The sequence below is a fragment of the Cohnella silvisoli genome (assembly GCF_021190915.1).
GTDB lineage: Bacteria > Bacillota > Bacilli > Paenibacillales > Paenibacillaceae > Cohnella > Cohnella silvisoli.
The window spans coordinates 716,968-730,982 of sequence record NZ_JAIOAP010000002.1; the positions used below are offsets into that span (position 1 = coordinate 716,968).

A 14,015-nucleotide genomic window follows, 5' to 3' on the forward strand; every position below is an offset into this window, starting at 1 on the left:
CCTCCCATAAAATGAAATTGGTTTTTACCCTTATCCAACCTTAAAATACACGAATCCTCCTTCAAATTAATTTGATGTAAGCGCAAACTAAAATCAAAAGCAAAGAACTTTATTTGGGGTTGATCCGCCTCCTTTCGAATTTTAAGTATCGGGGCAAGAGCCAAATGATTAACATGAAGAAGCGAGCAGCAGCAATTTCCCTATGGTGTGGGTCATGACGGCATACTCGCTCTTAATTACCAATGTGTTTGAAAATCTTAATCGGTTTTTCGAATACTCTTTCCGATTCGCAAGGTTTTGATCTCGTAAGGCTTCAAGAACGTATTAATGATCGGCTCCTGCAAATTTTGTAACAAGAGCTCAGCGTTATCCTCCATCAGATCCGTCTCTTCGATGTCTGCTCCAATTGCCCAACTGTTATCGAGACGGAGCCTGACTTTACTGCGAATTCCACCGTATTCGTACAAGCGAACGACAAGGGATTGTCCGTCCTCCGCTTTCTTAACCGTATCGATCATAATGTTGGATTGATCGCTTTCGATAAGGCCAAAGCTATCTGATCGCGATACTATCGATCGGTTAGCTATAGGAACTGCGAACAACGGCAAATTCAATTCACAAGCGCTTCGGTGCGTTTCTGCCTCCAGCCAATTCCCCTCATGCGGATAAAGCGAGTAGGTGAACTCATGCTCTCCCTGATCCGCTGTAGGATCTGGAGAGGTCGCCGACTTGATCAAACTTAACCGGATCGTATGATTGCGGATATCGTGACCGTATTTGCAATCGTTCAACAAGCTGACTCCGTAGCCGCCTTCGGATAAATCGACCCACCTCTGGGCAACGGACTCGAACCTCGCCCAATCCCAGCTCGTGTTCCAATGCGTCGGCCTCTCCACGTTGCCGAACTGGATTTCATAAGTTGCTTTCGTGGAACGGATGTTGACTGGGAACGCCACCTTCAACAATTGCTGGCTTTCTCTCCAACCCACCCGAGTCTTGAAATCGATGCGGGGATGATCGGCGTAAACGATGATTTTTTGTTCGATATGGGAACGGTTGTAAGTCCAATGAAGCTTCAGAACACCGCGCAGCGGACCACTTTCTTCGACCGAGCAGGACGTCAGCTCCCGAACCTCGCGCATCTTGTCTTGGTAGAATATATCAATGTCCCATGCGTCATGCGCCAATGGCTTATCCTCGAAAACCTGAAGCGCGTTGGCCGCCTCGCCTTGCATGATAACCTCGCGAGCCTGGCGTTTATCGAATAGGGAAATCAGTTGTCCCGAATCGTTAAGTTTCATTAGATAAAAAGGAGTTTCAATCTCATTCTTCTCCATTCTGATTAACGGAGAATTGATCGTTATTTCGCTTTTCATTTCCTCGATCGGTTTTCCGGAAATGGTTGCATAGCCGTAAGAAGGAACGTTATTAACTTGCACGTACATCTTGCCTGCCGCCCCACCTATTCCGGGAACGAATTGCGAGGATAACCTACGTCCGTCCATGAGCGACCATTCGAATTCGCCATCTTCTTCCCGCATGGGAATCTCGACGAGGAAAGAACGTTTCCAACCCAATGTATTGAACACCCGGTAAGTTATGATGACGTCATGTCCGGACACCCCACTCTCGCCGGTTTCAGAAATCAGTTCAATCTCGGAAATCCCCTTCTCCAACGCTTTCTCCGCGAAGTCCAAAGCTTCGGCATATTCCAATCGACTATCTTCGTAAACCTCTTTGATAGAAGAGCCGGGAATAATGTCATGGAACTGATTACGGAGCACGATCGTCCAACTGTTCCTAAGTAGATCCGCGGGGTACTCATGACCTGCATTTTGCGCAAGCGCCATCGCGTTAATCGATTCCGCGGTATGCAGCAACGCCTCCAAGTTTCGATTCATTCTCTTGTTATAAGCTTGGGAAGTGTATGTTCCCCGGTGATATTCCAGGTATAGCTCGCCATCCCATAGCGGAAGCTCTCGGCGGGACCTTACCCGCTCCTCTAATTGCTCGAAGAACGGCTCTACCTTGCCTTGTTTAACCGACGGCATACCCGGCATGGCCTCGAAGCGTCGAATCGCTTCCAGCATATCTCGAGTTGGACCGCCACCACCGTCGCCCCATCCATAAGCTAGCAACAATTCGTCGTTGATATCCTTCTGGCGATAATTGTTCCATAAGCCTTTCACGCTAGAAGCGCTAACATTGCCATTGTAGGTGTAATACCAACTGTCGTCGTTATTGGGCGTCGTGATGAAATGGGTAAGAATCTCGGTCCCGTCGATGCCGCTCCACTTAAAGGTATCCTGGGGAAAGCGATTATACTGGCTCCAACTGATCTTCGTCGTCATGAAATAATCGATGCCGCTTTTCTTGAGAATCTGCGGAAGCGCCCAACTGTATCCGAACACGTCCGGCAACCATAACACCCGGTTGTCTACACCGAACTCTTCTTTGAAGAAGCGTTTACCGGCAAGCAGCTGGCGGACGAGCGACTCGCCGGACGGAATGTTGCAATCGGACTCCAGCCACATCGCGCCGGACGCTTCCCATCGGTTTTCCGCGATCTTTTGTTTGATTTGCGCGTAAATCTCTGGGTAATCTTCTTTAAGATAAGCATATAACTGCGGCTGCGATTGGAAAAACACGTATTCGGGGTAGCGTTCCATCAGCATCAGAACGGTAGAGAACGAGCGAGCGCTCTTCTCGCGCGTATGCTTTAGCCGCCAAAGCCAAGCCACGTCGATGTGGCAATGACCGACCGCGGTCACCTGCGGCACCTTGGAACGCGAGATAGCATCGCCCCTAAGCTTCAATTCAATTAGCGCTTCCTTAACGGAATCATAGAAATCTTGCGAGCCGGGATTGCTCCAATCCAATAGCAAGTAAGCCTCGTCAACGGCGGTTAACAGGGCTTGCTTCTCGTAGGACGTCTCTTCCATGCACGCCGCGGCTTCCAATAAGTGCTTTGAGCTATAGTAAAGATCGTCCGTCTCCGGGTCGAGAAAAGCCCATTCCAGCCGATCGATCCGATGATCAAACGGATTATGATTGCCGTCTGGAGGAGTTAAACCGCTCCAGGCTTTTATCGCGAGCTTGAACGGTTCTTCATCCTCCACCAAAGCTGTCGGGAAAAACAACTCCTCATGGTTTCGATCCAATGCCTGAGCAGGCACGCCGTTAAGATAGACAAGTGCTTCGTACCCGCTGCAATTGCCGCCGCCTGTATCGCCCAGCCGGAATAATCCGACGACTTCTTTACCTATCCACGGTTCCGGAACGACTAAATCTCCGACGAACCATCTGGTCTCATCTCGGCCACCCCAACGATCACCCACCTTTACAGCCATGCCCTCAGAGCATTCCGCCTCCTCCAACGATTGGGCTCCGGACACGATGCGTATAGAAGAAAGCGGGGCTCTTTCCCGATATCTCAGTTGCGACAGCTCTTGTACCCGTCTTTCCAGCTTCTCTTGGACGAATCTCAAACCCATACCCCTCTTCCCATCCATTTCAAGAATCTAATCAGCCCTTAATGCCTGCCGACGCGAAACCCTGGACGATATATTTTTGCATAAACAGAAATATAAGCAGCGGCGGTATCGTCGTAACCGTGGCGAGGGCAAAAACGAGAGGATAATCCCTAGATCCGAACGCCGTAAGGCGGGAAACCAGAAGGCCTACATAACCCGCCATAGTCATGAATTTCTGATCGCTGATATAAATGAACGGAGTAAGAAAATCGTTCCAGGTCGCGATGGCGTTGCTTAAAATGATAGTCGCTATTATTGGCTTCTGAATCGGTACGATGATGAGAAACAGCGTGCGGAAAAACCCGCTTCCGTCGATATAGGCCGCTTCTTCGTAATCTTTGGGAAGACCGTTCATCGCCTGCCGGAACAAATATACCCACATGAAGCTGGCACCGCCGATCATGACGTACAATACCAACGGATGATTAATAAAGCCGGTGCCTCCTTGCCCCATCAGATCATTGCCCCCAATAAGCGGAAATCTAGCCATTTCTACATAAGTCGGGATGAACATCAAGGAGCTTGGGATCAGTTGAACGGCAAGAATAAAAACGAAAAACAGTTTTCTGCCCGGAAAACGCAACCGAGAAAGTACGTACCCGATCAGAACCGCCATTACGGTGATATAAAAGGCATACCAAAACACTCGCAAGAACGAATTCAAGAACGGACGAAACGCGTCGTTGCCGAAGAACATCGCATATTTCGTCGTTAACCACTTGTCCGGAATCGGCATCAGCCGGGCAGCGCCTCCGAATAAATCCTTGTCCCAAAAGCCCGCCAAGAAAGAGAAAAGCAGCGGATATATCGTAATGACGGTACCCAGCGCAAGAAAGAAATAAATAATCAACCGACGACTCCATGTCATCTAATCTTCCTCTCCTTTCAGGAATATGCGGAGATAGACGAACGACAACAACAGGGTTAAAACCCCTAGCACTAGAGACGAAGCGCCGGCCATCCCGAGGTTAAAGCTTTGCAGTCCGTCGCGGTACACCCGATAGGCAAGCACGTCGGTAGCCCCCGTGGGTCCGCCGCGCGAAATCAGCATGACCAGATCCCACATTTGCATGACCGCAATGATCCCGGTAATCATAATATAAGCCGCGATAGGCCTTAGTCCCGGAATTGTAACATACCGTATGAGTTGCCAACGTCCGGCACCGTCGATCTTGCCCACTTCGTATAACGTCGGATCGATAGACTGTAGTCCTGCCAGCCAGATAATCGCGGTTGGTCCGACCGACCTCCATGTATAATAGACGACGATCCAGAACGTCATCCAGAACGGCGAATACGTCCAGATGATCGGATTCATCCCGATTGTCTCAAGAAAACCATTCAACCCGCCACCTTGAGGCTGCAGGAGAGAAAGCAGGACCGCCGTTGTAGTAGCGACTGAAGTGATGCTGGGAATATAAAAGGCCGACCGAAAAAATCCTCTTCCCCGCAATGGCATGTTCAGCAACAGGGCAAGGAAGAAAGCGACCGCAACGTTCACCGTTAGGCATAACAATCCAATGTACAGCTGCTTCCATAGAGATGACAAATAACTAGGCGTTTCGAAAAACACCTTAAGATTATTCAAACCGACCCATTTCGGGCTAGCGGTCAATCCGTTCCACTCCATGAAGCCGAGGAGAAAACCGGTGACTAACGGGAATAGATTAATGATGAGATACCAAAGTAAAAACGGTCCGATAATGGCAAGAGCCAGAAGAGGTTCTCGGTTTCGCAATAAAAATGACGATTTGTTTGTTTTCATCTAATGCCCTCCACTTGATGCTTTGATAGAAAGAGAGGGCCGGGAGACGAGCTTACTCCCCCAGCCCCATGGCCCGCATCTTTATTTCAGAGCACTGTCTGCTTCCACTTGAGCTTCCTTCACGATCTTATCGATCGGGTCATTCGAAATCGTAGTTCTGGCAATGACTTTGGAGTTGATGATATCCCAAATCTGGGCGTTGTTCTTGTTGAACACCGGCAGAGGCTGGAATTCGTTCGTCTGCAAAAGCTTCATAATTTCCTGCATCCACGGATAATCCTTATAGACATTGGCTGCATCATTCTGAACTTCTTGGTTCGCCACCGCTACCGAATATTGAGAGGCCATAATGGATTGCACTTCCTTGCTCAGCATGGTGCGTAATACATTGAAAGCTGCTTCTTTGTTTTTCGAAGCTTTCGGTACGGCGCTGTAGACGAAGCCTACGCGAGTGTTGGAAGGCTTGCCGTTCGGACCGACCGGAAGCGGCGCGATCCCGAGATCGATACCGTTGGCGATCGCACCGCGCGCCGCCCATGTCCCGTTAATGACGAAGGCGAGTGATTTTTCCTTCTCGAACAATGTGCAGCAGATTGGACCCTCATCCGGGTTGTTACCTACGCCTTTAGGAAGGTTTTTGTCCATGTCGCGCAGGAATTGCAAAGCTTGAATATTGGCTGGCGTATCGATGGTAACTTTGTCGCCGCCGCCGAAATCCTGACCGATGCTTCTTACGATGGAGGTAAATCGCAGCGAGCCGCCGAAATGCGGATGGCTCGGTACGCCGCCGCCGAAGAACTTGCCCTTGCCTGCGGCAGTGATGGCATCCGACACTTTTTTCCAATCATCCCATGTATCCAACTTAACGGTTTCTGGGTCAATTCCAGATTTTCTCAGCAACTCTTTGTTATAGAAGAGCAAGAAAATCGTTCCTTCAGCTGCCACAGCAACCGGTTTGCCATCGTTATCTTTGATTAGGTAGTTCGGGTTGACCATCTGAACGATATCGTCCGGAAGAGGTTCGAGAATCCCTTCACTGGCATAGGCCGGAATGAATGTCTCCCCACGAACGATGTCGGGTACATTACCGCTCAGAATAGCTGCCCGTTGCTTGGAGTCAAGATCTTCGGCCCAGCCCCAGTTCTGATAATTGATCTTATAATTCGGATAGTTCTTCTTTAGTTGGTCGTAGATGACGAGCGGAGTCTTGTTTGCACCTGGATCGGTATTGTCGCGCAAAGCCTTGATCTCGTCTTCCGTGTTGTAGAAAACGAAAGTTACTTCCGCGTTGTCATCCGCAGCGCTTGGAGAATCGCTCGGTGCAGAGGATTCGCTCGGTGCAGCAGAGGATTCGCTCGGTGAAGCAGATGGACTTGCCGCATTACCATTGTTGTTTTTGCCTCCACACGCAGACAAAGCTACCGCCAAAACAAGAATCAGAGAAAGCAATGACATTCTTTTCAATTTCTTTACCCCTTTCGAAATGTAAGTGTTTTCACTTAGTAACAAGTTAAATATATAATATATATCTTTTAGGGTCAATAAAAACTTATATATTTCTTTATTTTATTCAAAAACATTCACATATTGATCAAAATATAGGCAATATGCAGAATATCATTAGACATAAACTATATTACATATAAATTAATTATATCAGTAGAGTAGAAAGCTGAATTTCAAACGGAAGACGCACGCCTTTCTTTTACTTTCCAGCTCCCCCCTCATCAAACCGGACGTGAGTAGAGTAGGCACCTAGCGAGTTACTATCCGAAGATATCACTTTTCTAAATACCCCTCTCAGAACGGAGCGTGCAAATGTGTCAATCGGTCAATCAACTGGCTTTTGATGCTGAACACTTTTCCTGTCGGCATCGCATCTACAATGACGGAATCTTTCTTGTATCCGAGTTTGAACCCTCCAAAGTAAGCAACCAACGGTTTTTTGCCTTCGCGTTTCACTTCCGTTTGAAGCACCTTGTAACTTTGCCATCCGTTTCACACGTCGTTTTGTACTTCTTAAATATTTTGTTCGGCGTTGTTTTAAACTTGTTCGCAAGAGTTCATACTGGGCTTATGCCTTCTTACTTTGTATAACGAGTTACTACACATAAGGAGGCTTATGCAAAGCTTTGCATAAGCCTCCTTGTGGACTTCCGAGCTCGGTTTCGTGGAACTGATCATCTTTCACAAATCCTGCCTTCAGCCACTTGCAAACGAGTTTCAGCACGCGGCTATCGCTGATGCGTTGTTCTACCAATTGCATCAACTTATCGTGCGCAATGTTGTCGAAGTAGCCGCGAATATCGATGTCTACGACCCAGTACACGCCCTTCTTAACCGCTCGGCGGATATCGGATATGATTAATCGCGTCGTGCTGGTTTCGCTTCGGTCTGAAGCCGTAGGAGCAGTCTTTAAAGTCCGCTTCAAAGATGGGTTAAATGACCTCCATTATTTGCCCGCCAGCTACGAGGCGAATTGGCTCTTACTTCCACCGGACTCACACCGGCTAGTTGTGCCTAACTTGGCTAGGCGCGTAATATTAAAAAAACCGCTTTCCCTATAATCCGTGAAAACGGTCTGCAATCGCCCGACAATAGCCTGCCAGCCTTTATTTCGCCAATCCGATAAGCGGTCCCGTTGAACTTCTAATGACAAGCTCCGGTTTGAGAATGACTTTCTTGTAACCGTTGGCATTCTCCGGGTTATTCAGCAGATCGATCAGAATGGATGCCGCACGGCTCCCGATTTCATCCTCGGATTGCGCTATATGCGTAAACGTACCCTGTTCATCGATTCCGGAAGATGGATCATCGAACGTCAGGATGGACAGGCGGCCCGGCACATTTAGTTTGAGTCTTCGGGCGATGCCCGCGATATAAAGGCCCAGCTGAGCATTCAAGGTAATATAGGCCGTTGCTAATCCGTTTTTTATATAACGATGCAGTACATGATTGTCGTCTTTCTCTTTGTAGTCGACCGAAAATTCCGTCAGGATCAGAGCAGGATTGATCATCGCCTCCCGTTGCTTAAGGGCATCCATATATCCGGCAATCCGTTCTTCCACCGTGACGGTGTTAAGAGGCGAATCCGTGCATATGGCAATTTCCCGATGACCGAGCTCCCATAAATGAGAGACAGCCAATTGGGCTCCGAGCCTATTATTCGAACAGACGAAATGCGTATCTACGCCAGGTAAATAGCGATCGATCAGCACAAAAGGGAAATTGTTGATCTTAAGCGATAGAATCTCATCGTTATAAGTCTCGGCATCGATCGGGAAGATGATCAACCCGGCTACGCCCTTCTGCAGCAATTGAACGATCGCTTCCTTCTCCATTTCCTTGGAGTGATTAGTGAGAATGACCGCCAGGTAATAGTCGCTATTCTTTAATATCTTGTTGATTCCCTTCAATAGGCGAAGAGCGAAAAAATCTTCTACCGTAGGAATGATTAGCGCGATCATCCGTTTTCCGGACGATTGGGCAACGAATCTAGTCGAATCCCCCGCTTGCTTAGAAATGTCTTCTCCATCGGACGGAATCACGACGGGATCAACGGGTATTTCTACCGTTTCTCGCAACGTCTCCGGGAACGAAGGCCCCTTGCTTACGAAACTCCCCCTGCCCGGAATACGGTAGATCCATCCATCTTGCGCGAGTTGGGTAAGGGCGTTCGCAACCGTTATTCGGCTGACATTAAATTTGCTGATAAGTTCGTTTTCGGTAGGAATTTTCTGATTCTCTGTAAGCTCACCGGAAGAGATCAATTTCTTGAAATACTCTTGGATTTGAATATATAAAGGTAATCGCAGCCGTTCCTTTTTCATAATCCACTACTCCTAGAAGCAAAGTTTATTTATGTTTATTTATGTTTATTATAGCTAATAGATATTTTATGTCAATTACACAAAAACTCCCCCATGTGGTCTGAGAACCGCACGGGGTATTAACAGGTCAAGTGAATGCTCCCACCGCCTACAGAGGCGGGGGCTTCTTGTTTCGACGATCTCTGCCTTTCCCGGGAGAAAGGTCTTACATGATCTCCACAAGCGTTCGATGCTGTTCGCATCCCGTTCGGGGCAACCCCTCCCTACGGTGTTCGACCCATCAAGCCGATATTTTCAAGGCGCGTTGCAAGATAATCTTGGCCGAGACGACGTCTCTGTCTTGAATAAGACCGCATCTTTTACATTCATGAACCCGAACGGCCAACGTTTTCGGAACGTCCGCGCCGCATAGACAGGTCTGCGATGTGCCGTAGGCAGGCACTTGAACGAATCGCTTTCCATGTCTTTCGGCTTTATAAGACAGGTAGGTGATAAACTTTCTCCATCCGGCATCCGAGATGCTTTTGGCCAGGCGGCGGTTGCGTACCATGTTCCTGACTTTCAACTGTTCCGCCGCGATCAGATCATGGCCCTGGACGATGCGGTACGATTGTTTGTGCAGAAAATCTTTTCGCTGCCGCGCGACTTTTTGGTGGGTTTTGGCGACCTTTCGTTTGGCCTTCTGCCGGTTGCGGGAACCTCGTTGTTTGCGGGAAAGCCTCCGCTGCGCGCGCCTCAGCCGTTTCTCCGCTTTGCGCAAATACCGCGGGTTGTCCACCTTTGTTTCATCGGACAGCGCCGCAAACGCGTTCAGCCCTACATCAATGCCGACGGCGGATTCCACCGCTTGCATGGCTTCCGTATCCGACACTTTCACGCTGATGTTGATCATCCACCGGTCCCCATATCGTTTCACATTGATTTGCGTCACGCTCACCCGGTCGAAGGGACGGTGGACATTCATTTTGACAACGCCGATTTTTGGAAGATAGACGGTTCCCTCTTTGGCAAAGGTCTTTTGTACCGCACCTGGCTGCGGATAGGTAAAAGAAACGTATCGGTCTGCCGACTTGTAATGGGGATACCCTGCTTCACCGTGGAAGAAATGCTGATAGGCATCGTCCAAACGTTGCAGGCAATCCTGCAGCACTTGCGAATGAACTTCCTTATATACTGGAAATTCCTTCTTAAAGGCAGGCAATCCGTTCTGCTGCATGGCATAAGTGATGGTTTTACCTTCTTGGTTGTAGGCGGTCTCACGTTGTTCCTTGGCCTTATTGTAAAGCTTCCGGCACAAATCCAGCGTTCGATTCATTAGTTGTTCCTGTTCGAGGGTCGGATAAAGGCGAAACTGAAAGGTTATTTGCACAAAGGCTCACCACCATAACGGGAACGTATATTCCTATTATACTCCAAAAACATCCGCTATTCCAACTTTAGAAACTGTGACAAACGATCGATTCTGATGACGGATTCAGGCAAATAGACAAATGCATTTAGGCTTTGCCTAACCGAAATTCATCCCCTCCCTACAGAGGAAGAGGACTTCTTTCGGATTGTTGTTAAAATCCACTTATTATTATGTCTGGATCTTTCCAATGGGCTGAGTTCATTTTGCTCACCGAAAGGTAACGAAAAAAGGGTCAGCAGATCCCTGCATCGTTCATCCGGATTTCATTATGGGACCGATGGCGGATAACGATGCTGGAAATATCATACTATATAGATGCAGTAAAATTAAATAAGGATGTTGCTTGGTTTTATGAGGAAATTACGAAGTCCAAAAAGGGAAGAAAGAGGAAGGTGGATAAGCCATGACAACCAGAGTCAGATTAAATCTGTATGAGCAAGGCATTGCCGAAACCTTGGTCTATAATTTTGGATATACCAAAGGCGCAGCTCGAGAGCTCGTTGTCGAATATATCCAAGTGGTTCGATTGCTAGGCGGATACGATACCTGTCTGGATCACGCTGAACGCCTTCATACAGCCCGAAAAAATGGATTTACTCCCAACCAATGGACTAAACGAATCGAAGAAGTTCGTCGCGATAAGCTGAAAGACAAAGGTTTGCCGGATGAAAGATGTCACAGATTCGCATAAATATAATGGATTGAGAAAAGACCCTCAATCGAGGGTCTTTTTACTGTGATCTAAAACATCGCTATTTCGCTTGAAATTATCCGAGTGCTAAGTTCTTCCGCCATCTCGCCATATTCCTTTATCTTTCAGCAGGTTCATGTAAAACCCGCCCACTACGCTGCGATGCTGGAAATTGAGTTGGCGGGCCGTAATCGTATCCGTCCAATCGGAGAACGCTACGCGGTCAGGAGTGTCGTTCAACATCTTCCACAGCGGCTCGGCATTTGCCCTTACCTTGCGTTATCACTATATACCTGGCTATTGCCGAGCGGATATTGGCCAATATCGTGGGAAGCAAACTCGAAAGGCCATGCCTCGCTTTTCGCATACTAGGATGATCCGGATTTCAGATCTCTTCCCCTTGCGTTTACTCTCAAAAATCAAACCCGGTTTCAAACAGTTCCGTCGAACGTCCTTTGCCAGATTCGTCTTGCAGCCCCGTCAACTCACGCAAGCTCGTATGCGATTCAGCCGCCACTCGAACCAGCAGCTTTTGAAAGCCTTCGGCCATTTGAGCTACCGTGTCAGCCTCGAACAGCCTGCTGCGGTACTCAAAAGACAGCTGCAGCTTCCCGTTCTTTTCCTCCGCCTGCAACACCAAATCCATTTTCGCGGACGCACTATCCCACTCGAGCGGCTGCCAACCAAGCTCCCCCGCGGCCATTGGACTCGCATCCATGTTCTGCATGACGAATAAAGTATCAAATAACGGGTTACGGGTTGACTCCCATCGAATAAAGCTCCGTTCATCCAATAGTTCGACCAATTCCTCTACAGACAACCATGCGTGATCGAGTGCTTGCAGCATGCTTTCCTTCACGATAGAGAGCCAGCTATCAAATGTATCCGAAAGATCAATGCGATTACGGATGGCCATTGTATGAAGAAGAAGCCCCGCCGTATCGACTAAGTCGGGATGGGATCTTCCTGCTGACGGTACGCCAGTAACAACCTCTGAGGAACCAGACCAATGGCTCAGCATCGCCTGATAAGAAGCTAACAGCACCATGAACAACGTTGAGCCGGCGTTGTTTGCTAATTGCTCCAGGGAAACTTTCAACTCGTCGCTTAATATCCATCGATATCGCGCGCTCTCATCCAAGCTTGCGGGATCCGATATCGACTCCCTTGTAGTGTCATATGGCAAATCCAGCCGGGGCACGCCCTCCGCGAATCGACTCAACCAATAGGCTCGATGGCGCTCCAGCTCTTCGCCGGATAAATACGCCGATAGCCATTCACTATAATCCTTGAGCTGCGCCTTCACGGCAGGGAGCGTCTTGCCTTCGTAAAGCGCGATAAGATCGCGAATCAATAAGACGGTCGTAACCCCATCGGAAATCGCATGGTGAATGTCCAAAAGAAGCAAGTGTCGATCTGCATCGAGCGATACGAGGCCCACTCGGAATAACGGAGCTTCTGCTAGATCGAACGGCCGTACCCAAGCCGAAGCCGAAGCTTCCCAGTTTCCAGGACGATTGCCGAAAAACTCCGTTTTGTCGATCTGATGAAACGGAATGGCGACATCCGTGTTAACCCGTTGCACCATTCGGCCATCGATCTGCTTGAAAGAAGTTCGGAGCGATTCATGCCTTGCCATCAGCTTTCCTAACCCATCTCTTAGCTTCGCGATGTCCGGTATGCCAATCAGCAGCAGAAGCGACGGCATATTGTAAGAAAGACTTGCGGGGTTCCTTCTCTGGTGGATCAGCATTTGCTCCTGCGCCGAACTGACAGCATAATAATCCTTCCTTGGCGCAGGTTGAATGGGTGGATAAGCTCTTTCCGTATTCCCTGACGATAGCCGATCCGCAAGAGATCGAATCGTAGGATGAACGAAAATCTCCTTAAGCGATAATCGGACGGAGAACGCCTGCTCGATTCGTACGGATAGAGTCGCCGCTTTCAACGAATGACCCCCCAGCTCGAAGAAGTTGTCGTCGATACCGACCATCTCCCGCTGCAGCAGCTCTTGCCAGATGCCGACCAGCTTCTCCTCCGTCTCGTTTCCCGGAGCCGCATAGGCCGTCCCCGTCGCCATGCTCGCCTCCGGTGCAGGCAGCGCCTTGCGGTTCGTCTTCCCACTGGCTGTCAAAGGCATTGCTTCCAGCTGCGTGAACGACGCCGGTATCATGTATTCCGGCAGCCGTTCTCCGCAATGCCGTCGCAGCTCCCCGGACGTGCATTCCCGGTCCGCCACGACGTAAGCGCATAACCGCCGGCCTCCCGCCCCGTCGTCCCGTGCCGTTACCGCGCACTCCGATACCGCTTCGTGCAGCAGCAGCGTTCGCTCGATTTCTCCCAGCTCGATCCGGTAACCCCTGATCTTCACCTGGTCGTCGATCCGACCCAGATACTCAATCTGGCCGTCCTCCATCCAGCGCGCCAGATCGCCCGTACGGTACATCCGCTCGCCAAGGGCGAACGGATTGGGCACGAATTTTTCCGCCGTCAGCTCCGGTTCGTTCGCGTAACCGACCGCCAGCTGCACCCCGGCAATACACAGCTCCCCGGGCACGCCGATCGGCTGGGCAGCTTGTCCGCCGACATTTACGACATACAACGACGTATTGTCGATCGGACGGCCGATCGGCACGAAATCCAAGTCGCTGTCCGGCACGCATTCATGCACCGATACGTCCACCGTCGCTTCCGTCGGGCCGTACAGGTTGATCAGCTTCGTATCGTTCATGCCCATCGCGCTTGTCAATTCATAAAACCGCTCCACGTGCGCCTTATGCAACGC

The 14,015-nt window shown here is 49.4% G+C and carries 11 protein-coding genes; 1 reads left to right on the plus strand and 10 read right to left on the minus strand.

Going from position 1 to position 14,015, the window contains the following annotated elements:
• Positions 1–257: 257 nt before the first annotated feature.
• The 8 genes from K7P76_RS06850 to K7P76_RS06885 all read right to left on the minus strand — a co-directional run bounded on the left by K7P76_RS06850 (position 258) and on the right by K7P76_RS06885 (position 10,497).
• On the minus strand, positions 258–3,488 hold the full coding sequence (locus tag K7P76_RS06850) for an alpha-mannosidase (RefSeq protein ID WP_232184434.1): 3,231 nt from the start codon (positions 3,486–3,488) through the stop codon (positions 258–260).
• A gap of 37 nt (positions 3,489–3,525) precedes the next feature.
• On the minus strand, positions 3,526–4,401 hold the full coding sequence (locus K7P76_RS06855; RefSeq protein WP_232184435.1) for a carbohydrate ABC transporter permease: 876 nt from the start codon (positions 4,399–4,401) through the stop codon (positions 3,526–3,528).
• Positions 4,402–5,298, minus strand: coding sequence for a carbohydrate ABC transporter permease (locus tag K7P76_RS06860; RefSeq protein WP_232184436.1), 897 nt, complete (start codon positions 5,296–5,298; stop codon positions 4,402–4,404).
• Positions 5,299–5,379: 81 nt separating this feature from the next.
• The gene (locus tag K7P76_RS06865) at positions 5,380–6,753 is read right to left on the minus strand and encodes an ABC transporter substrate-binding protein (RefSeq protein ID WP_232184480.1); all 1,374 of its coding nucleotides are present in this window, start codon (positions 6,751–6,753) and stop codon (positions 5,380–5,382) included.
• Between the two features lie 345 nt (positions 6,754–7,098).
• Complete coding sequence (locus K7P76_RS06870) at positions 7,099–7,275, minus strand: hypothetical protein (RefSeq protein WP_232184437.1); 177 nt, start codon at positions 7,273–7,275, stop codon at positions 7,099–7,101.
• Positions 7,276–7,402: 127 nt separating this feature from the next.
• Positions 7,403–7,729, minus strand: coding sequence for an RNA-dependent RNA polymerase family protein (locus K7P76_RS06875; protein ID WP_232184439.1), 327 nt, complete (start codon positions 7,727–7,729; stop codon positions 7,403–7,405).
• A 181-nt stretch (positions 7,730–7,910) separates the two neighbouring features.
• A complete protein-coding gene (locus tag K7P76_RS06880; RefSeq protein WP_232184440.1) occupies positions 7,911–9,128 on the minus strand; it encodes a GntR family transcriptional regulator in 1,218 nt (405 codons plus the stop codon).
• Between the two features lie 280 nt (positions 9,129–9,408).
• Entirely contained in the window at positions 9,409–10,497 is a 1,089-nt protein-coding gene (locus tag K7P76_RS06885; RefSeq protein ID WP_309244736.1) for an RNA-guided endonuclease InsQ/TnpB family protein, read from the minus strand.
• Positions 10,498–10,942: 445 nt separating this feature from the next.
• On the opposite strand from K7P76_RS06885, the gene K7P76_RS06890 reads away from it, so the two are divergent.
• A complete protein-coding gene (locus K7P76_RS06890; RefSeq protein WP_232184442.1) occupies positions 10,943–11,230 on the plus strand; it encodes a hypothetical protein in 288 nt (95 codons plus the stop codon).
• Between the two features lie 87 nt (positions 11,231–11,317).
• On the opposite strand, the gene K7P76_RS06895 is transcribed toward K7P76_RS06890, so the two are convergent.
• Both K7P76_RS06895 and K7P76_RS06900 read right to left on the minus strand, forming a co-directional pair.
• Complete coding sequence (locus K7P76_RS06895; protein WP_255678400.1) at positions 11,318–11,482, minus strand: glutaminase domain-containing protein; 165 nt, start codon at positions 11,480–11,482, stop codon at positions 11,318–11,320.
• A gap of 160 nt (positions 11,483–11,642) precedes the next feature.
• On the minus strand, positions 11,643–14,015 hold a 2,373-nt coding region (locus K7P76_RS06900; RefSeq protein WP_232184444.1), incomplete at its 5' end, for a condensation domain-containing protein.